Origin of the sequence: Acetobacterium sp. (assembly GCF_041752335.1) — a bacterium.
Taxonomy (GTDB): Bacteria; Bacillota; Clostridia; order Eubacteriales; family Eubacteriaceae; genus Acetobacterium.
The window spans coordinates 1-20,294 of the sequence record NZ_JBGSHG010000015.1; the positions used below are offsets into that span (position 1 = coordinate 1).

The following is a 20,294-nucleotide window of genomic DNA, read 5'->3' on the forward strand; positions in this document are numbered from 1 at the left end:
TCAGACCGGAAGTTTGCCGCCGGCTTCCTTCAGATTCCCCGTCGCCGGGGACACCCTTGCCTTAAGCTATGCACTTGGCACTACCTACCCGTGCTCGGGACTTTCACCCGTTAGATTGCGCCCATGCCGGGCGCACCATAAAAAGACACCCTTCTTAATGAATGGGTGTCTTTTTTTATGCCGCCGCGCCGCGCTGGCTTATTGATTGATCTTGCGGGCCAGTCGCTCATCGTCATCAAACTGGAAATAAAGGCTCCGATCTGTATATAGCCAGCACTATTTTGTCGCAATGAAAAAAATCCGCTTGAACTCAAATAAAATCTTACCGTCTTTCTGAACATTATACCCTTTTTTAATTTCATACAATACTTTTTTATAGAATTCCGGTTTCTGTGACTCCGCAAATCGATTTGCATAGGGTCTTAGCCCGGTACTCATACAGAATTGTAAAATGTCTTCATGGGTATTCATAAGATGAAAATAATTGGTTTGCCATAATTCGATCTTTGAAAAATGGTTTGTCAGTTCATCATAATAAAATCCTGGCGAATGAGATCGGAACAAGTCTTTTTCAACGCCCTTGAAAATCTCCGCATCATAAGTCTTTACTGCTTCAGCTATGCATCCGGCTATGGTCATGGCCGAGAAATAGGGTATCTGAACCGCCAAGATTCCATCTGGCATCAGAATTTCACTTAGGTTCCTGATCACTTTTGCCTGATCTTCAAACCATTGCAGGGCGGCATTCGAAAAAACCAGATCAAATTTTCCTAAATCCTTTAGCGGTTTGCTGCAGTCTCGTTCCAGCCAGGTTACATCCTTTAGTGTTTCTCTTGCTTGTGTTAACATGGATGGCGACGAATCGGCACCCAGAATTTCCGCTGCTGTGAAGCGATTTCGTAATGGCAGGGTACTCATTCCCGAGCCACAGCCAATATCAATTATCCGTTTTAATGAATCGCTGCCGATTCTGTTTACCAGATCTACTGAAGGTTGTGCTCGTTCTTTTTCAAATTGACGATACAGTGTTACATTCCAGTCTTCCATCTTTTTGTCCCCCCAAAAAAATTTTTTTGAATTGATTGTCTTATTATAACGGATACTATATAATTTGTGAAATAGATCTTATTGATCTTATCAATTCGAAATGACGATCACAGGAGAGCTCATGGATACCCAGTACTTAAAAACATTTATTCAGCTATCAGCCACTAAAAATTTTACCCAGACCGCAAAACTGCTTTTTGTGGCCCAATCCACCGTCACCAACCGGATCAATGAACTGGAAAAAGCGCTTGGCAAACAGTTGTTTGTCCGCGCTAAAAAACAGGTTGCCCTAACTGCCGAGGGGCAATTATTTTTAGGCTATGCCAAGCGACTCCTGGAGCTCGAGGAAAATGCCATCGAACAAATCAATGCCCCTGATTTCAGCCGCAAGCTGATTCGTTTTGGGACGACCAATTCCATTTATGAAAATTACCTGTATCCCATTATCCGTTCGGTGTTAACCAATGATTTAAATACCGCCAGCAGAATCGTCATCAATCATTCTTTCGAGGTGCTTTCATTTCTTCAGGACGGTTTAATCGACATTGCCTTTACCTATATTCCTTTTACCAAAAACGGCTATATCTGTACGCCCTTTAAAGAAGATGAATTGATTCTGGTGACTGGCAAAAAAAATCCTGCTTTTGCCAGTGGCATTGCGCAGAAAGATCTGATCGCACTTGATTATCTCTTCTGCAATTTTGCCCTTTTGAAAGTCGGGCTGTTCATCCGCGAATTATTCCCGCCCCACCATCAATTTAAATTTGAAATTGATAACAGCAGTAAACTGATCCCCTTTTTATTAGACGGCATCGGCTACAGTTTTTTACCCAAAAGTCTGATTTCCCAATATCTTGCGGATCACTCGCTGATCTCAATTCCGTTATTGGATTTTAATACCCCCACCATCAAAAGCTATTACACCTATAAATATGACGATTCCTTTGTTTTGACTAACATCATCCCCCTGATTGAGGCTTGATGCGTTCTCGAAATAGCCGCAAACAAAAAAACACCCGGTTGAAGACTTTTTATGGTCTTCTAGCGGGTGTAATTCTTAGTTCTTAATTTAATTGCAACTGTTTATTTAGACGCCGTAATAGGCCTGATCCATCACACCTTTCATTTTTTCCCGGGTGACGGCCACCGGGTTGGTGGTGGTACAGATATCAGCCATGGCTTTGTCCAGCATTTCTTCCCGGGCGCTAAGGTAATCTGCTTCGGAAACTCCGAAAACCTTGAGCGAAACCGGGATATTTAATGAAGCACTGAGAGCGACCACGCTGTTATACAGAGTTTCGGTGACGTTGCCGGAGACGTTTAAGATGCCAGAGCCGCTTAACAGCCGGGCATACTGATGCTGAACCTTTTCGTCCTGACCGTTAAATTTGATCACATAGGGCAGGACAATGGCATTGGCCAGTCCGTGGGGCAGATGAAAGATCGCACCGAAGGCATGGGCAATACTGTGGGTAATACCCAGACCGGCGCTGTTAAAGGCGATTCCGGCCATACAGGAGGCAATCTGCATACTGCCTTTAGCTTCTAGATCCGAGCCGTTGACATAACTGGGATAGAGGCTGCGAAAGACCAGTTCCACGGCCTTGTTGGCATAACACCGGGCAAAGGGATTGTTATTGGTGGAAATAAAGGCTTCGATGGCATGGGTCATAACATCCATGCCAGTGGCTGCGGTGGCGCCGGCCGGGACGCTTTCAATCAACTGGGGATCAAGGATCGCTTCATCTGGCATCATCAGGATATCGGTTAAGGGAATTTTGGTATTTTTCTGTTTATCGGTGATAACAGCATATTCGGTAACCTCCGAGCCGGTGCCGGCGGTGGTTGGAATGGCGATAAACAAAGGTTTATGAACATAACGATCTTCAAAAAAGATTCGTTTAAAATTAACGCAATAGAAAATAATCGCCTTGGCCGCATCAATAACCGAACCGCCACCGATGGCAATCAGGGCATCTGGCTTGTTCATAATAATATGCATCAGTCCTTTTTCCACAATTTCAGTGGAAGGATCGGACTCAATATCGGCAAAAACGTGATAGGTAACGCCTTTGGCATCCAGTTCATCGGTTAATTTTTTTAACAAACCAAACTTCACCATCCCCTGGTCAGTGGCAATACAGACATTTTTGAAATTATGTTTCTCAATTTGTTTCAGGGAACCTTCCCCATAATAAATTGCTGGCTTCACTTGAAAAAATCGCATGGGTTTTTCCTCACATTCTTAGTTTATTCTATCCGTCAGTACGGAATCATGCTCAAAACGCTTTCGTTTTTTATTATAACAAGAATAATAATTGAAATACAGGTCATCCCTAATTTTTATTCCATGATGACCATTAAGTATCATAATTTTGCACCAACACAAAAAGTCTATTGAATACCAAACTCAGTTTGGCATTCAATAGACTTTTTTGTCGTGCACCCCACTTCGACTACCAACTTCCAAGCGTTACACAGGCAGTTAGCTCAAATCAGATGATCCTCCGGCACATAGAAGGCCTTACTTACCGCTGCTTCATTCCTGACCTGACGGGGTTCATAAGTTTCTATTGCGAAGGGTCCAACTCTCAACGCCACTTTCCTCTGGCTGACCTCAAACTTTGGCGCCTCGATGGGGAATTCAACCCTGCTACAGCGGATTGCAGGTTACAAAGCACCGCTAACTCTCCGTCTAGCACGACCTAGTTATTATAGCCTATTAATTTATAATTGACAAGAAAAAATAAATCCTTTAAGAAAGATGAAAATGTCTTTAATTGGGTAAGTAATAACAGAGCCATGTTTATCATTGGCTATTATCTTGAATGGAGGGTTCTGTATGTATAACATACTTTTAGGCGGAGCTGCCGGAGACGGCATCGAAACAATGTCCGCGCTTTTTGAAAAAATGCTGAAACAATCGGGTTGTCATCTATTTACAATCCGTGATTTTATGTCCCGGGTCCGGGGGGGCCACAATTTTACCCAGATCCGCTTTGGCAACCAACCCCTTCACGCCCACCGGGATGCCCTGGATGGGATCTTTGCCATCGATGAGACAACTTATCAGGAACACCAACCCCAGCTTACTTATGATGGTTTTATTTTATGTGATGAATCATTGCCGATTGACGATTTCCGGGCCATAAAATTACCCCTTAAAGCGATCGCCACCAAGCTTGGCAACGCCAAAGTGGTCAGCAGTGTGGCCACCGGGGCCCTGCTTAAGCTCTTTAATATTCCCCTTGATCACGCTGCGACGATTATCAAGTCAGAGCTCCGGGCTGACCTGGTGGAGATCAACATAAGCGCCATCAAAAGCGGCTATGATTTAGTGGACGCGAGTTATGGTTTCCCGCTGGCCCAGACTACCGAACACCTGCTGTTATCCGGGAACACCGCCATTGGCTTAGGTGCCGTGGCAGCCGGGATCCGTTTTTATTCGGCCTACCCAATGTCTCCATCAACTACCCTGCTGGACTTCTTTAGCGCCCAGAGCAGCACCATGGCCATCGCCGTGGAACAGGCCGAGGACGAGATTGCCGCCATCAACATGGCGATTGGGGCCTCCTATGCCGGAGCCACTGCCATGACCGGCACCTCCGGCGGCGGCTTTTCACTGATGGTGGAAGCCCTGGGCTTTACCGGTATTGCCGAAATTCCGCTGGTGGCAGTAGATGTTCAGCGGCCCGGACCGGCCACCGGCTTTCCCACCCGAACCGAACAAAGTGATCTCAAATTTGTGATCTCCGCCTCCCAGGGGGAATTCCCGCGGATGGTCATTGCCCTGCGGGATCATGCCGATTGTTTCTATCAGACGGCCCGGAGCCTGGCGCTGGCAAAAAAATATCAGCTCCCGGTGATCCTCTTAAGTGATCAATATCTGGCTGATTCCACCACCACCATTCCGATTCTTGATGCCGGTGAAATTGTCCGTTTTAATGAGCCGGAAGCTGCAACCCTGACCCCAGATCACCCCTATCAGCGCTACGCCCTGACCGAAAACGGTATCTCGCCGCTGCGCATCCCAGGAAAATCCGAGGCTCTGGTACGGGTCGACAGCGACGAGCATGATCAATGGGGGCAGATTACTGAATCCGCCAGTATCCGCAATCAGATGGTGGAAAAGCGGATGAACAAGCTGGAAGGGCTGAAAGCAGAACTGGTTGAACCGGAATTCTGGGGAGCTCATCACTGTCAGTCCTTATTGGTCGGCTTCGGCTCCACCAGTGGCGCCATTAAAGAAGCCATTGACATCCTTAACCAGGAAGAACAAAATTACGGCGGCCTGCTGTTCGGGGATATCTATCCCCTGCCCACCGAACGGCTCCAACATTTTGCCGGTCAGGTAGTGGAAATAATCAACGTCGAACAAAATGCCACCGGCCAGCTGGCGGCGCTGATTCGGGAAGAAACCCTGATCAACTGCGAACACAGCATTCTCAAATACGATGGCCGCCAGTTATCGGTGGACGATATCTTAACTGGCATTAAAAATCTTAAGGGAGGTTTCTAATATGACTAAACCAGCATTCACCACCTCTGAAACAGCCTGGTGCCCAGGTTGCGGCAATTACGCTATTATTGAAACCCTCACCGGGGTTTTAAACCAGCTGGAAACACCGCCCCATCAGGTGGTTCTGGTGGGCGGCATTGGCCAGGCTGCCAAAACAAACCAGTATATCTCTGCCAATGGCTTCAGCGGTCTCCATGGCCGTTCCCTGCCGGCAGCGGTGGCGATCAAAATTGCCAATGATGACCTGACGGTGATTGTCAATACCGGCGACGGCGATTCCTATGGGGAAGGGGGCAATCATTTTCTCCACAATATCCGCCGCAATGTCGACATCACCCATTTTGTTCACGACAATCAGATCTATGGTCTGACTAAGGGGCAGCCCTCACCCACCTCGGATCCCTGTGACCTGGCCCATAAAACCAACGCCTGCAACATGGGAGCAAGCTTCAATCCGCTGCTGATTGCCATTGCCGCCGGCGCCACCTTTGTAGCCCGTTCCTTTTCCGGCGACAAAACCCATCTGGCTCAGATCATGGCCGCGGCAATTAAGCATCCCGGCTACGCCCTGGTGGATATCCTCCAGCCCTGCGTCAGCTTTAATAAGACCAACACCTTTGCCTATTACAAACAGCGGGTTAAACCCCTGGATGACAGCTATGATGCCACCAATAAACTGGCCGCCCTCGAAAAAGCGATGGAATTCGGCGACACCATCCCCATTGGCATCCTCTATCAGGAACAGGCCCCCACCTACGCCGCGAAACGTCCGGAACTGTTTGACACTGTTCCCCTGGTTGATAAACACGTTCCCTGCAGCGATGTTCAGGCCTTAATCAACAGCTATATCTAAAACGAATTAGTAGGAAAAGAGGTAATATTATGGATCCTAAGTTATTTTACCAATGCAACGATTGTAACTCCGTGCTGCTGGAGCTGAACGGCACCCTGACCGAGTACTGCAATCATTCCCAGGCCCTGCTACCGCCCAATACGGTGGACGCTGCCAAAGAAAAACACGTCCCGGTGCTTGTTTTTACAAACCACCAGCTTCGGGTTAAGGTCGGCAGCGTACCCCACCCGATGACTGCCGATCACTCAATTCTCTGGATTTTTGTCCAGACCCGAACTGGCGGACAATATGTCCAGCTGACCCCGGAAAATGCCCCAGAGGCTTTCTTTACCGTGGAACCCCTGGATGTTATCCGGGTTTACGCCTATTGCGATGTCCATGGCCTCTGGATGGTTGACAACGCCGAACTGGATTATGAGGAAATTGTCTGCTCTCCTGATTTTTCTCAGGGCTGTATTGAGTAATGAATACCGTAAAAAATTGGAGGTTACAACATGCAACGCGTAATTAAGATCATTTCACATATTCCCTACCGTAGTTCCCAGCTGGTGATGAAACAAGTCGCCCAGGTGCTGCCCCTGCCCATTCCCCCGGTTCTTCAGGGCCCTGGCATGGTCCGGCGGTTTCCCGAAGTTATCACGATTTCTGGGGTGACCAAAGTTCTGGTTGTCACCGACAAGCCCCTCCATGCCATGGGTTTGCTGGATTCTTTCTTATGCGCCCTGGAAACCAACGGCATCGACGCCATTGTTTTTGACAAGGTTCAGCCCAACCCCACCTTCGAAAATGTCGAAGATGGCCTGGCCCTGTATTACAGCAGCAACTGTCAGGGGGTGGTGGCCTTCGGCGGGGGCTCTCCGATTGACTGTGCCAAAATTATTGCGGCTAAGGTCACCAACCGCAAAAGCATCGAAAAGATGCGGGGACTTTTTAAACTGACCCACAGATTGCCGCCGTTCTTTGCTATTCCCACCACCTCCGGAACCGGTTCTGAGGCGACCATCTGCGCGGTGATCACCGACGTTAAAAACCATGAAAAATTTGCCATCAATGATCCCAAACTGGTGCCCCTGGCCACGGTATTCGATCCCGAACTGACGGCGGGACTACCACCATCCCTGACTGCTACCACCGGGATGGATGCCCTGACCCATGCGGTGGAATCCTATATCGGAAAATACGATACCGCTTTTGTCAAAGAAAAAGCCCTGAATGCCACCGAAATTATTATTAATAATCTGGAAGACTGCTATCATAATGGCCAGAACCTTGAGCTCCGGCTAAAAATGGCCCAGGCCTCCTATGACGCCGGACTGGCCTTCACCCGGGCTTATGTCGGTTATGTCCATGCCATCGCCCATGCCATGGGCGGTTTTTACGGGGTCCCCCACGGCTTGGCAAATGCCATTGTTTTGCCTTATATTCTTGACTTTTCAAAAAAGGCCGCCCAGAAAAAACTGGCGGAACTGGCTTTTTATGCCGGTCTGGGCGAAGCTATGAATGACGATGAAACCCTGGCGGAGCTGTTGATTAAAAAAATAAAAACAATGAATGCCAACATGGGTATTCCCACCACTATTTATGCCCTGAAGCACCAGGATATTCCCGAACTGGCCAAACGCATTCTCAAAGAAGGAAACCCTACCTACCCGGTTCCCCGGATTATGGATTATCAGGAATGCTGTGACATCCTGACACTGCTTTGTCCAAAAACAACACCCGAGGCTTAATAAGGGTTCAGGTCTATCCCCCACCTTTTGCCAGCCTGACCGAACTTGATGAGAGTGGCATGATGCTGCTACCCCCCGCGGCCCGGCTGTTCACCGTTTATCGGCGGCTGAAAATTTCCCTGGTTTTACAGCCGCTAGTGATCTGTTACGTGAACTACCAGCGGGTCAAATTGAATACCCAGTTAAAAGACGGAGATGTGATCAGTTTTATTCTCCCCCTTACTGGAGGATGAGAGGTAATTTTTTTGAAAGGCTATTGCGGAAAAATACTGATGGTGGATCTTTCGGATGCCACCTTTGACGAAATCGAAATCCCCGATGTGATTTACGAACATTTTCTTGCCGGGGTGGGCCTGGGCGCCTATATCCTCTATAAATATCTGCCCCAGGGGGCCGATCCCTTGGGGCCGGATAATATTCTCGGCTTTGTCAGCGGCCTCCTCACCGGCACCGGCAGTTTTATGACCGGCCGCTGGCTGGCGGTCTGCAAGTCGCCCCTCACCGGCGGCTTCGGCGATGCCAATTGCGGCGGCACCTTTTCACCGGCGATCAAGCAATGTGGCTATGATGGCATCTTTTTAAAGGGTTGTGCCCCCACACCCAAAATACTCTTTATTGATAATAGCGGCCCGCAACTGATGGACGCCGCGGATCTCTGGGGTCTGGACACGGTGGCAACCGAAGCCGCCATCAATCATAAAATCACTGCTAACAAAAAGCTGGCCATTGCCACCATCGGCCCGGCCGGCGAGCATCAGTCGCTGATCGCCGGGATTTCCAACGATGGCGGCCGGATGGCTGCACGATCCGGAGTCGGCACCGTGATGGGATCCAAAAAACTGAAGGCCGTGGTTCTGGCCGGCTCAAAAATGATCCGCTCCGACAATCCTGAAGCGATCAAAATCATCAGTCAGGATTATGCCAAAAAGGTCAAGGCTGCCAATCTTCCCCCGCTAGCCACCGGAGCAATTCTGCCAATGCTGGGCAAATCGATGGTGGCCACCGATAAGGCCATCCCCATTGACGGCATGTTATCCACGGCCATCATGAAAAAATGGGGCACTGGCTTTACCAACACCATGGGCATGACCATGGGCGATACCCCGGTCAAAAACTGGAAGGGTTCAGTGGTGGATTTTCCCTATGGCAAGTACCGCCATATGAATCCCGACCGCATCCAAAAGCACGAAACCCAGAAGTATCATTGCTATTCCTGCGTGATTGGCTGCGGCGGCGTCTGTGATATCAGCGGCATTTCCAACGGCCGTTTTCCCCACACCCACAAGCCGGAGTACGAAACTGTGGCCGCCTTTGGGCCCCTGCTGTTAAATAAAGACCGGGATTCCATTTTTTTGATTAATGAACTCCTCAACCGTGGCGGGATGGACAGTATTTCTGCTGGAAATACCATCGCCTTTGCCCTGGAATGTTACGAAAAAGGCTGGCTCAGCCCGGAGGTCACCGGTGGACTGGATCTCACCTGGGGCAATGCCGAAGCGATTATCACCCTAGTCGAACAAATGATTGCCGGAGTCGGCTTTGGTGCCATTCTCCAGCACGGGGTTAAAAAAGCCAGCGCCATCCTGGGTCTTGAATCTGCACCCCTGGCCATCCACGCCGGCGGACAGGAACCGGGGATGCATGACCCCCGGCTGGATCCGATCCTCGGCATCCACTATAGCTGCGACCCCACCCCCGGCCGCCACACCATCGGCGCCAGCAGTTATTACACCTATATGCGGATTTGGGAGGATGTGACCTGGGCGCCCAAGGTCAAACTAGGGGAAGATAAGAACGACGAATACGAAGCCACCAATCAGGTCGGCCTTAAATCGATGATTAATGTCTGTATTAAACAGATTTTGGATGGCTCCGGCGGCTGTTTTTTTGCCCTGGTCAGCGGACTCAATCACTTTAAGCTTTTTGATTATCTCAACGCTGCCACCGGCTGGCAGAAAACCGCCAACGAATACATGACCATCGGTCTGCGGATGCAAACCCTGCGCCAGGCCTTTAACGTCCGGGAAGGGATCAACCCCCGGGATTTTAAAATGAATGAACGTCTCAGCGGCCACCCGCCCTTAAAAGAAGGTCCTCTTAAAGGGAAAAGTTTTGATATCGATGAAATGATGAGTATTCACTACCAGTTTATGGGCTGGGATAAAAAAACTGGCATCCCCACCAAAACCGCCCTTGAGGATCTGGGCTTCTGCGATCTGGAAATGGAGGGCGCAACCCATGACTGATAAGAAAAAACCCGTTATCGATTATGAGCTATGCATGGCCTGCGGTATCTGCTCTGGCGATTGCCCACTGAGCTGCATCGCCCTGCGTAAAACCGATATCGACCGCTACCAGAAAGCCTACCCGGTGCTGGATGAGTACTACCGCTGTAACGGCTGCACCCGCTGCGCCAAAGCCTGCCCGATGGAAGCGATCCGGATGATGTGATTACCAAAAAAAGATGCTCAATGATTTTTATATCATTCAGCATCTTTTTCATTATTCTCTTTCACTTAATCAAGGCATACATACAATAGTCGGTTATCTTTCCTTTTTTATAGATGGCTTTCTTGCAGATTCCTTCCAGTTGGAAGCCGGCCTTTTCCAGAGCCGTTCGGGATCCAATGTTTTCCACAAAGGGTCGGGCATAAATTCTGAAGATATCAAAATTGGCAAATCCGTATTCACAGGTTTGAATAATGGCTTTTGTCATAATCCCTTTGCCCCAGAACGGTTCACCTAGCCAGTATCCCATCTCGGCCGTCTTACAACTGACATCGTCCTGAAGCATCAATCCCACCGAACCAATGGGCTCATTGTCAATGACAATGGCTTTGATCGACTGTTTGGTCTGATCGCGGTGCATACACTGGTCAATGAACATATGGGCATCGTCCAAGGTGTAGGGTGATGGAAAAGCGTTTCTCAAGAAGCAGGCAACCTTGGGGTTATTGGCATAACGCACAATATTTTCCGCATCATCCAGTTTCCAATCTCTTAATTCAAATTTCATCTTTCTTCCTCCTGTATGATATAAGTCATGTTATGTCAGACCAGATCCCTGGCTTATGCCGGTTTTTGGCCTGACTGCAACATGCGAGCTGACACATTTATTTCACTGTAACCTGTCCATTATTGTCGACAAATTTGACGGCATTCAATGGTCTGTCTACTGCCGTTTCAGGATTCAATGGCAAAGGCATCTTCACTGCTTTTAATGGCACCACTCTTAATCAGTATTATCTTTTGAGCTTCTTCTAAATTAGTCACAACAATCGGGATAGCAGTTGAAGGGGCGTGATCCGCCAGATATTCCATATCTACCTTCATCAGCAGATCTCCTTTCTTAACTTTATCGCCGGTTTTGACAAAAACATCAAATCCCTTTCCCTCCAGTTTAACCGTATCAATCCCGACATGAATAAGGATTTCGGTGCCATTCACACTGGTTAGTCCGATCGCATGTTTAGTGGGAAAAACCAGAGTCACATCAGCATCACAGGGAGCATAGATGGTGTCCCCAGTGGGGAAAATCACAATCCCATCCCCCACCATTTTGTTGCTGAAGGCATCATCCGGTGCTGCGGTTATGCTCTGCACATCACCATCAACGGGAGCGGCAAAAACTTCGCGAGTCTTGATTTTATCTTCTTTTGCTTCTTTTGCTTCTTTTGCTTCTTTTACTTCTTTTGCTTCTTCTGTTTCCATTATTGTCTCTTTTTCAGGCGCTTTTTCCACCAGCGGGACCACTGTTTCCTGATCACTTTCAGGACTTTCAAGATATTCATCCAATCTGGACTTAATGACCGTGACCTTGGGTCCATAAATAACCTGAACCCCATTTCCTTGTTGGATAACCCCCATGGCTCCAGAAAGCTTAAGGATTTTTTCATCAACCTTTTCTCCATCCAGCACCGTCACCCGCAGTCGGGTTGCACATGAATCGAGATCACTGATGTTCGTCTTCCCACCTAACCCGTCGACAATCATTGCCGATCCGGGATCACTGGATTCAACGTCCTGATTCTTGCCTTTATTTTTTTCTTTGTCATAATCGGCCCGGGTATAGAGCTTGGTTTCTTCATCTTCTTCCTCCCGACCTGGAGTTTTGAGATTAAATTTATTGATTAAGATCTTAAATAAAAAGTAGTAGAGAACAAAGTAACCAGCCCCGACAAGGACAATATAGAGCCAGTTGGTCTTGGCATTGCCCTGGAGAATCCCAAAGAGGGTGAGGTCAATAATCCCACCGGAAAAGGTCATTCCAACCCCGACATTGAGCATATGCATAAACATATAGGACAAGCCGGCGAAGATACAATGGATGATATATAAAAATGGGGCGACAAATAAAAATGTAAATTCAATCGGCTCGGTAATTCCGGTGATCATGGCGGTTAACGCCGCCGATATCAATAACCCCCCGACCGCTTTCTGTTTAGTGGTTTTGGCGCATTTATACATCGCCAAAGCGGCCCCTGGTAATCCAAAAATCATAAACGGGAATTTCCCCGACATAAAACGGGTGGCTTCCACTGAAAAGTGGGTAACATCAGGGCTGGCTAATTGGGCAAAAAAGATATTTTGGGCCCCTTCAACCAACACCCCATCGACGACCATGGATCCCCCCAGACCGGTTTGCCAGAACGGCAGATAAAAAACATGGTGCAACCCAAAGGGAATTAAGGCCCGTTCGATAAAGCCATAGATGAAGGTACCAAAATACCCGGATGCAATAACCAAACCACCGATGGCATAAATACCATTTTGAATAAATGGCCACAAAAAGAACATGAGCCCACCAATAAATAAAAAGACCAGGGCAGTAATAATAGGGACAAATCGAGTTCCGCCAAAAAATGATACCACCGGGGGAAATTCTACCTTGTAGAAGCGGTTATGAAGGGCTGCTGTTACCAGACCAACCAGAATACCGCCGAACACACCCATTTGCAGCGAGGTAATACCGACTACCGCGGCGATTGAACCGCTGGGCAAAAGCTTATCGGCCACAATCGGAACCATCGCCGTGCCGCTGCTCTCGGCAGCCAGCCGGGCCAGATCATTGGCGGTTTGCAGGGTTTCCGGCGTATAGGTTCCAGTAATGGTTATCAGCACCCCGATCACCGCATGCATGACTAGAAATCCAATCACGCCGGCCAGGGCGGCCACGGCTTTTTCCTGCTTAGCCATCCCGATGGCTACCCCCATGGCAAAGATAACGGGCAGATTGGCAAAGATGATATTCCCAGCCGCCAGCATGATACTTAAAGCATTATTGGCAATGGTTCCTGGACCCATAACCCCCATCAGATTGTAGGATTCAAGCATGGTCACATTGGTAAATGATCCACCAATCCCCAATAGCAGTCCGGCCACCGGCAATAACGCAATGGGCAACATGAAAGAACGTCCCACCCGCTGTAAAACACCAAAAATCTTATCCTTCACAATGATCGCCTCTTTCTTTGTTCGATTATTTATTTTTTCTTCTTAATAACAGTATTACCCCATTTCTTTCAAAATATTGAAGAAGTTTTTTTTACCCCAAAAAAAGACACCACCCCCCACTCAATTTGACTTCGCAGCAAATCTAAGGGGGGTGGATGTCCAGTCATTCGATAACATCATTAAAAATACGTTCAATCGTGTAAAAAATGCTCTCTTGATTTTACCCTTTTCCAGAACCCTCGTTAAATAAGGCGAGCTAAATTCTACAAGCTGGGCAGGGTTCCCGAAATCACCGCCGGGGCCAGGGCATTGATGACCGCCTGCATGATCCCGTTTGAGGTATAGGTTGCTCCCGAAATTGTATCAACCACTGGTGTCTGGGCGGCGATAATGGCGGCTGGTACCGCATCAATGGCCTTGCCATAATATTTTACATTATTTTCGTTGTGGGAAACTACCAGAACATCAGTAATCACATTTCCGGCCACCGTGACACAGACCGTCAGCTCCGGTCCGTAACCTTCGGCCACCCCGGTATAGGTGCCATCCTTCAAATCAACACTGCCCAAAAACAGATTGGCCTTGGTCACCACCGTATCGGTTACTGTTGTATCCGTCGTCATCGTTGATGAGCTTTCAGCCGGAGCGGTGCCGGCATTTTCAGTCGTTACGGGCTCGGTTTGATCCTTCGCGGCTGTTGCGATCACCGTTTCGGTTCCATACAATTTTGCCACCGAAGTCTCCACTTCCCTCAATGAACATTTAAAAAAGAGCTCGGGGCCCATAATCCCGCCAACTTCCCAAAGGTGTATCCCCAGAAAGACAATCAGCACCACGGTTAACCAGCGATGCGGTTTGATCCAGGTGCACTTTCCGGGCAACAATTTTCTGAGCATATAAGTTAATCCTAACAGCACCCCCATTACCATACACAGGGTCCCAAAGTTAAATGACAGAATAGCTCCCGATGAAAAGAACCCATGGATACAAGCGGTGATCACAAAAGCGATTCCCATTGTTTTATGTGAATTTCTCAGATTTCGATTAATTTTGGCGATGAATTTATTTTTTCTTTGTCCCTTATTAACGATTCGTAATAAATATATGATTGCCAGTAAAACGGCAAAAATGACGCTTAACCAGGCAGTTAATACATTAATGATAACGGTCATCTTCAGTTCCTCCTTTTTTTCTTATCATAGCAGAGAATTATGACATCTTTGTGTCATATAAATAAGTATATCATGTTTTTGTGATGATTCTGTGAATAGACCGATCCCTTTAATCATTATTTAAGCCAGCTTCTTAAAAATAAATTCGTTTATTTGAATTTTTTCAAATAAAATAAGACCTATTGCCAAACAATAGATCCTAGCCATTAAACAAACATCGGCAATACACCAAAAAACAACATCCCCAGTCCGGCAGAGATTAAGATTAATTTGATCGGATGCAATTTAAACCGGAAATAGACAAAGACGCCAATGACGAAAATAATTATTTCCAGATATTGGAGGCTGGCAAAAAAATCACTGGCCGAGTGGATTTCGACCCCCTCGCCAATAAATCCGGTGGACATCAGCAACAGTACCGCCGCGGCAATTAGACCAATCACCACCGGCCGCATGCCATAAAGAGCTCCCTGAACCCATTTATTCTGCTGAAAATTGGTAAACGCCTTGGCAATAAAAAGAATAATGACAAATGAGGGCAGCACCACTGCCGTGGTTGTCACCAGGGCCCCCGGAAAGCCCCCCATTTCCATACCCACAAAGGTGGCAATATTCACCGCAAAGGGCCCGGGGGTGGACTCGGCTACGGCAATAAAATCCGTCAATTCCAACAGGGTCAGCCAGCCATGGGCCACCACTTCCTGCTGGATCAGCGGAATCATAGCGTAGCCACCGCCGATGGTAAATAAACCAATTTTAAAAAAGGTGATAAACAGCTCCAGATACATTATTTATCCTCCCCGGTTTTTGCTTTGTTCGCAATTTTTCGATTCAACCAGAGCTGATAGAAAAGACCCGTCACCGCACCGCCCACCAGCAGATAAATGACATTGATGTCGGTAAATGACGCCAGCCCAAAAGCCAGGATTAAAATCAGCACTGTCAATGGCGTATACTCTCCCTTTTTGCCCATTTTAACCACAGCCCCCAGAATCAACACAATGACGCCGGCCCGGACCCCTCTAAAGGCATAGGCTACCCATTCCAGGCTTTGAAACTCCTGGAAAAACAGGGCAATTAAACTGATGATCGTCAATGAGGGGATCACCACCCCCAGAGTGGCCAACAGTGAGCCCCAAAATCCAGCCACCTTATAACCGACAAAGGTCGCTGTGTTGATGGCAATCACCCCGGGGGTCGCTTCGGCAATGGCAAAGATATCTAAAATATCCTTGCTTTTTATCCAGTGATGCCGTTCCACGGTTTCATATTCAATCAGCGGGATCATCGCATAGCCACCACCAAAGGTGAACAGACCGATCTTAAAAAAAGTAATAAAGACGGTTAACAGCTTTTCCTTTTGACTCGTTGTCGATTCCAATTCTTACCTCCTATAAGCTGATCCATTGCAATTTTTCCTGAAAACCGATGGTATCGGTGACACCCCATAAAACATAGTGCTCCAGATCGGGATAATTCTTAATCATCACCGGTATTCTTTTTCCGTCTGCTACGATGGCAGTCCCGGGATTGATTGCCAATTCATTTAGACAATCTATCTGAAATGCATCCATCGGCAGATTAAATCCCTTGCTGGTGTACTTCATATAGGCTTCTTTGAGCGCCCAGAGATCATAAAAACCGTGGATCTGTTTTTCCGTCGGCAGCGCGAAAAGCCAGTCGGCCTCTAAAGCAGCAAAAAAACGCCGGGCCAGTTTTAAATTGGGAAGCTCCATTTTTTGAATATCCACGCCCACCGACCGGGACCCAAGACCGCAGACTACATAGTCGCCGGAGTGTGAGAGGTTAAAATGAATATCCGGATAATCCGTAAGCCATGGTTTGCCATCCGCTCCGGCTTTTATCGCCAGCGGTTTATAAATGCCATAGACCTGGCTCATCGCTTCCTTAAGTAGCATTTCGGCTCCTACTGACAAAGCTTTAGCTCCTGATGTTTTAAGCCGCTCGGCTTTTTCCCGTCGTGCTTCCGATACCTCTTTCATTGCTGCTGCTAATCGACAGGGCTCGTTCAAAATCCTAACATCCGCGATAAAAATTCGGGTTTTTGTGCTTTCCATTTTTCGCTCCATTTATTGCTTTTTCTGAGCCATGCCATTCCGGCATCGAAACGGCTTTGCCTTTTGTCCGCTTGATTACATTATACTATAAAAAAGATAAGAGCAAGCAAACAATGTTTATTGTCCGCCTACTCTTTATTCTCTATTTGGATCTATTAATGACTGAATTTCCTGGCGGTTTTTTTCATAGATATCTTCTCTGATGGCTGAGCATCCGCCAATGGTTTTTTTACCCTGCAATAATTTTTCGGCAAAGGCCATGCAATTATTTTCGCCACAGTTTTTACAATTAGTATGGGGCAAGTATTCATAAATATCAAAGACGCTGATCTTTTGATCCCTCATGGTTTTCTCCCGTTTTTTCACGATCTGATGATCGACACCATCAACATAAGCAGATATGACAAAACCTGCTTTTTAAGTTGTCTTAAAGAGCAGGTTAAATTTCATTTTGGCAGAGGTAGCAGGATTCGAACCTGCGAGTGATGGAGTCAGAGTCCATTGCCTTACCGCTTGGCGATACCCCTTTATTCATTTTCTGTCCCGAAGGTACGCTAAACATTCTATCTGAATTTATTTCGATTGTCAAGGAAAATGAACCTTAGATTTGCTTTTTTTATATTTTTTTATCCCTGGTTTATATTTTCGCCAATCCCAAACACCCTTTTAGCATTTTGACTGGTAATCTCCGCCACCTCTTCCACCGCCATCCCGCGGATCCGGGCAATTTCGGCGGCCACGAAACGCACATAGGCCGGCTCATTCCGTTTGCCCCGATGGGGGGTGGGCGTCAGGTAAGGACTGTCCGTTTCAATCAGCAAGCGGTCCAACGGCATCATTGCGACGACTTCCGGCAGTTTCCGGGCATTGCTGAAGGTCAGTGGCCCGGAAATCGACAGATGAAAGCCCATGTCCAGAAAGATTTTAGCCATTTCCACCGAACCGCTATAGCTATGCATGATGCCGCCGTACTCCGGCGCAAAGTATTCTTTTAAGATCCTAACCATATCTTCCATCGATTCCCGGTTATGGATCACAATTGGCAGCTCCACCGCTTTAGCGATGATCAGCTGGCGGATAAACACCTCCTGCTGCACCTCCCGGGGGGAATAGTCATAGTGGTAATCCAGACCGATTTCGCCGATGGCCACGACCTTTTCTTTTTTGGCCCATTCCGTTAACAGCGGATCGTGTTTTTCGGCAACGTAATCTTTGGCATCATGGGGGTGAATCCCCACCGTGGCATAAACCATCGGGTATTTCTCACTCATTGCCACGGCCCGGAAGCTGGAGGCCTCATCGGCGCCGGGATTGATAATCAGTTCCACCCCGGCGGCCCGGGCGTTTTCCAAAACCGCTTCGCGGTCCTCATTAAATTTTTGATCGTCGATATGGGCATGGCTGTCAATTAACATTTGTGCATCTCCTTTGCTTTTTCAATTAGAATATCTTTTTCGTTTTGATAGGCTTCCTCAATGACGCCTTCCAGCAGTTGTTTGAGAATCCGACCGATTTCGACGCCGTTTTCTATCCCCAGACCAATCAGATCGTTACCGTTGACGGCCAGATCTTTCAGCGAAAAACAGGCCTTTTCAGCGATCACCTGATCCAGCAACGCTTCCAGTCTTTGCAGTGACGCCAACCGGCCATGATACGCAGGTGCCTGAGCCAGGTTATCGCCCCGCTTAATCGCAATCAGATCACGAAATAGGGGCTCTGTCAGACGATTCAGCCAGCGCTTGACGCTGGTTTTATCGGCATCGATCAGGGTATCGTGGTATTTCACCAGTACACAGACCTGATCAATCGTATTTTTACTGATCCGCAAAGCGGTTAAGCGCTCCCGGGCCATGTCTTCAGACAGCTTGCTGTGGCCTTTAAAATGCCCCACGCCAGCATCATCCCGGGTAAAGGTCTGGGGTTTCCCCAGATCGTGAAAAAGCATCGCCCACCGCAACCGCGGCACCGGCGCCAGGGTTTCCATCGCCACCGCCGTATGGGTCAGCACATCATAACAGTGATGGGGATTCATCTGATCAAAGTTTTTAGCCGGAAGCAGCTCGGGGATCACCACCCCCAGCACCGCTGTTTCTTCCAGAATGATCGCTTTGGCGTTTTTTCCACAGATTAATTTATCAAGTTCGGTGGCAATCCGCTCCGCCGAAATGTTGCGAAGTTGTCCACAATTCTGCCGGATCGCCACGCCGGTTTCCCCATCCAGGGAAAAACCCAGAACCGCCGCAAAACGCAGTCCCCGAAGCATTCGCAAAGCATCCTCAGCCATTCGCTGGTGAGGATTACCGACCCCACGGATGATCTCTTTTTTGAGATCAGCTGCTCCGCCAAAGCAGTCAATCAGACCTTTTTGGGGATGGTAGGCCATCGCGTTGATGGTAAAATCGCGCCTGGCCAGGTCATCTGCCAGGTTTCTGGTGAACTTCACCGCATCCGGATGGCGGCTGTCAGAATAATCGCCTTCGATCCGGTGGGTCGTTATTTCGATCGCCATCCCCTCGATAATGACGGTCACAGTACCGTGGCGGATACCGGTTTCAACGACCCGATGGCCTACGAAACAATCGATAATTTCCGCTGGGGTGGCGTCGGTGGTCATATCAAAGTCTGTCGGCGGGGTGGCCAGCAGAAAATCCCGGACACAGCCGCCCACCAGATATCCACAGAATCCACAGCTTTCCAGCTGCTTAAAGGCCTTTTCTACCGGATCCGGGAGATTAAGCTTCATTACTTCCCAGGCCAATGTCATCGGCCACGGCCCGCATTCCCAAAATCGTTTCCTGCATCAGCTCATCCAGGGAATAACCGGCCATCTCGGCGCCTTTGGTGACAACCTCGCGATTGACCCCAGCAGCAAAACTGGCAGTTTTGAATTTCTTTTTCACCGATTTCAGCTCCAGATCGTTGACGCTTTTGGAGGGCCGCATATAGGCGCAGGCAGTGATCAGCCCGGCCAGTTCGTCGGTGGCATAGAGAATTTTTTCCATCTGATGAGTGGGCTCGACATCCGCGCAGAGACCAAAGCCATGGCTGACGACACTGTTAATAAAGGCTTTTTCATAATCGTTGGCTTCCAGGATTTCGACCACCTTGACGCAGTGTTGCTCCGGATATTTTTCGTAATCCAGATCGTGCAGCAGCCCGACAATTCCCCAGTAATCAGGGTCTTCCCCTTCCAGTTTGGCAAAATGCTCCATCACTCCAGAAACCGCCAGGCCATGATTAATCAGGGATTCGCTTTCATTATATTCCTTTAACAGTGCCAGTGCTTTTTCTCGATCCAATTGTGTACTCATTTTTTCTCCTTATTCTTCTCTTAAATTAACCGGCTGATTGCCACTTCATTATCAACAAACAAAAATCGCATTAATATTGGTGTCACCTTAATCTGCTTTTTATTAAGTGTATTTTAACACAGTTTAAGGC

20 protein-coding genes, 1 tRNA gene and 1 other RNA gene are annotated in these 20,294 nt (G+C 48.0%); 8 read left to right on the forward strand and 14 right to left on the reverse strand.

From position 1 onward, the window contains the following. Window positions 1-276 precede the first annotated feature (276 nt). Entirely contained in the window at window positions 277-1,047 is a 771-nt protein-coding gene (locus ACEW8F_RS02705; RefSeq protein WP_373481938.1) for a methyltransferase domain-containing protein, read from the reverse strand. A 121-nt stretch (window positions 1,048-1,168) separates the two neighbouring features. Between ACEW8F_RS02705 and ACEW8F_RS02710 the strand changes: the two genes are divergently transcribed. After that, window positions 1,169-2,029 carry a LysR family transcriptional regulator gene (locus ACEW8F_RS02710; RefSeq protein ID WP_373481939.1) on the forward strand — a complete coding sequence of 287 codons (861 nt, stop codon included), beginning with the start codon at window positions 1,169-1,171 and terminating at the stop codon, window positions 2,027-2,029. Window positions 2,030-2,134: 105 nt separating this feature from the next. On the opposite strand, the gene ACEW8F_RS02715 is transcribed toward ACEW8F_RS02710, so the two are convergent. Next, on the reverse strand, window positions 2,135-3,274 hold the full coding sequence (locus ACEW8F_RS02715; protein WP_373481940.1) for a 1-propanol dehydrogenase PduQ: 1,140 nt from the start codon (window positions 3,272-3,274) through the stop codon (window positions 2,135-2,137). A gap of 211 nt (window positions 3,275-3,485) precedes the next feature. Beyond that, window positions 3,486-3,751, reverse strand: an RNA gene (ffs, locus tag ACEW8F_RS02720) — signal recognition particle sRNA large type. A 138-nt stretch (window positions 3,752-3,889) separates the two neighbouring features. Between ffs and ACEW8F_RS02725 the strand changes: the two genes are divergently transcribed. Genes ACEW8F_RS02725 through ACEW8F_RS02755 form a run of 7 tightly spaced genes read left to right on the forward strand, consistent with a single transcriptional unit; the run spans window position 3,890 to window position 10,600 of the window. Next, complete coding sequence (locus ACEW8F_RS02725; protein ID WP_373481941.1) at window positions 3,890-5,566, forward strand: 2-oxoacid:acceptor oxidoreductase subunit alpha; 1,677 nt, start codon at window positions 3,890-3,892, stop codon at window positions 5,564-5,566. 1 nt (window position 5,567) lies between these two features. Next, the gene (locus ACEW8F_RS02730; RefSeq protein WP_373481942.1) at window positions 5,568-6,419 is read left to right on the forward strand and encodes a 2-oxoacid:ferredoxin oxidoreductase subunit beta; all 852 of its coding nucleotides are present in this window, start codon (window positions 5,568-5,570) and stop codon (window positions 6,417-6,419) included. A 29-nt stretch (window positions 6,420-6,448) separates the two neighbouring features. Beyond that, window positions 6,449-6,883, forward strand: coding sequence for a desulfoferrodoxin family protein (locus ACEW8F_RS02735; RefSeq protein ID WP_373481943.1), 435 nt, complete (start codon window positions 6,449-6,451; stop codon window positions 6,881-6,883). Between the two features lie 30 nt (window positions 6,884-6,913). Next, the gene (locus ACEW8F_RS02740) at window positions 6,914-8,149 is read left to right on the forward strand and encodes an iron-containing alcohol dehydrogenase (RefSeq protein ID WP_373481944.1); all 1,236 of its coding nucleotides are present in this window, start codon (window positions 6,914-6,916) and stop codon (window positions 8,147-8,149) included. 59 nt (window positions 8,150-8,208) lie between these two features. Beyond that, entirely contained in the window at window positions 8,209-8,382 is a 174-nt protein-coding gene (locus ACEW8F_RS02745; RefSeq protein WP_373481945.1) for a MoaD/ThiS family protein, read from the forward strand. A gap of 12 nt (window positions 8,383-8,394) precedes the next feature. Continuing rightward, on the forward strand, window positions 8,395-10,395 hold the full coding sequence (locus ACEW8F_RS02750; protein WP_373481946.1) for an aldehyde ferredoxin oxidoreductase family protein: 2,001 nt from the start codon (window positions 8,395-8,397) through the stop codon (window positions 10,393-10,395). After that, window positions 10,388-10,600, forward strand: coding sequence for an ATP-binding protein (locus tag ACEW8F_RS02755; RefSeq protein ID WP_373481947.1), 213 nt, complete (start codon window positions 10,388-10,390; stop codon window positions 10,598-10,600). Before ACEW8F_RS02750 ends, ACEW8F_RS02755 begins: the two co-directional genes overlap by 8 nt. A 61-nt stretch (window positions 10,601-10,661) precedes the next feature. Here ACEW8F_RS02755 and ACEW8F_RS02760 read toward each other — a convergent pair whose 3' ends face one another. From ACEW8F_RS02760 to ACEW8F_RS02810, 11 genes are all read right to left on the reverse strand, one after another. Next, window positions 10,662-11,165, reverse strand: a complete 504-nt coding sequence (locus ACEW8F_RS02760; protein ID WP_373481948.1) for a GNAT family N-acetyltransferase — start codon at window positions 11,163-11,165, stop codon at window positions 10,662-10,664. A gap of 167 nt (window positions 11,166-11,332) precedes the next feature. Then, window positions 11,333-13,603, reverse strand: coding sequence for a glucose PTS transporter subunit IIA (locus ACEW8F_RS02765; RefSeq protein ID WP_373481949.1), 2,271 nt, complete (start codon window positions 13,601-13,603; stop codon window positions 11,333-11,335). Between the two features lie 263 nt (window positions 13,604-13,866). Continuing rightward, window positions 13,867-14,775, reverse strand: coding sequence for an FMN-binding protein (locus ACEW8F_RS02770; RefSeq protein WP_373481950.1), 909 nt, complete (start codon window positions 14,773-14,775; stop codon window positions 13,867-13,869). Between the two features lie 206 nt (window positions 14,776-14,981). Continuing rightward, window positions 14,982-15,563 carry a chromate transporter gene (locus ACEW8F_RS02775; RefSeq protein WP_373481951.1) on the reverse strand — a complete coding sequence of 194 codons (582 nt, stop codon included), beginning with the start codon at window positions 15,561-15,563 and terminating at the stop codon, window positions 14,982-14,984. Next, window positions 15,563-16,156 (reverse strand): chromate transporter, encoded by a 594-nt coding sequence (locus tag ACEW8F_RS02780; RefSeq protein WP_373481952.1) that lies wholly within the window; start codon window positions 16,154-16,156, stop codon window positions 15,563-15,565. The genes ACEW8F_RS02775 and ACEW8F_RS02780 overlap by 1 nt, the downstream gene beginning before the upstream one ends. Window positions 16,157-16,166: 10 nt before the next feature. Then, window positions 16,167-16,853, reverse strand: a complete 687-nt coding sequence (locus ACEW8F_RS02785; RefSeq protein WP_373481953.1) for a 4'-phosphopantetheinyl transferase superfamily protein — start codon at window positions 16,851-16,853, stop codon at window positions 16,167-16,169. 135 nt (window positions 16,854-16,988) lie between these two features. Then, entirely contained in the window at window positions 16,989-17,198 is a 210-nt protein-coding gene (locus ACEW8F_RS02790; RefSeq protein WP_373481954.1) for a (Fe-S)-binding protein, read from the reverse strand. A gap of 107 nt (window positions 17,199-17,305) precedes the next feature. Beyond that, window positions 17,306-17,380 (reverse strand) — tRNA-Gln (locus ACEW8F_RS02795). Window positions 17,381-17,479: 99 nt separating this feature from the next. Continuing rightward, window positions 17,480-18,268 (reverse strand): TatD family hydrolase, encoded by a 789-nt coding sequence (locus ACEW8F_RS02800; RefSeq protein WP_373481955.1) that lies wholly within the window; start codon window positions 18,266-18,268, stop codon window positions 17,480-17,482. After that, window positions 18,262-19,596 (reverse strand): CCA tRNA nucleotidyltransferase, encoded by a 1,335-nt coding sequence (locus ACEW8F_RS02805; protein ID WP_373481956.1) that lies wholly within the window; start codon window positions 19,594-19,596, stop codon window positions 18,262-18,264. The genes ACEW8F_RS02800 and ACEW8F_RS02805 overlap by 7 nt, the downstream gene beginning before the upstream one ends. Further along, window positions 19,586-20,164: an HDIG domain-containing metalloprotein gene (locus ACEW8F_RS02810; protein ID WP_373481957.1), complete on the reverse strand. Its 579-nt coding sequence runs from the start codon at window positions 20,162-20,164 to the stop codon at window positions 19,586-19,588. The genes ACEW8F_RS02805 and ACEW8F_RS02810 overlap by 11 nt, the downstream gene beginning before the upstream one ends. Window positions 20,165-20,294 lie beyond the last annotated feature (130 nt).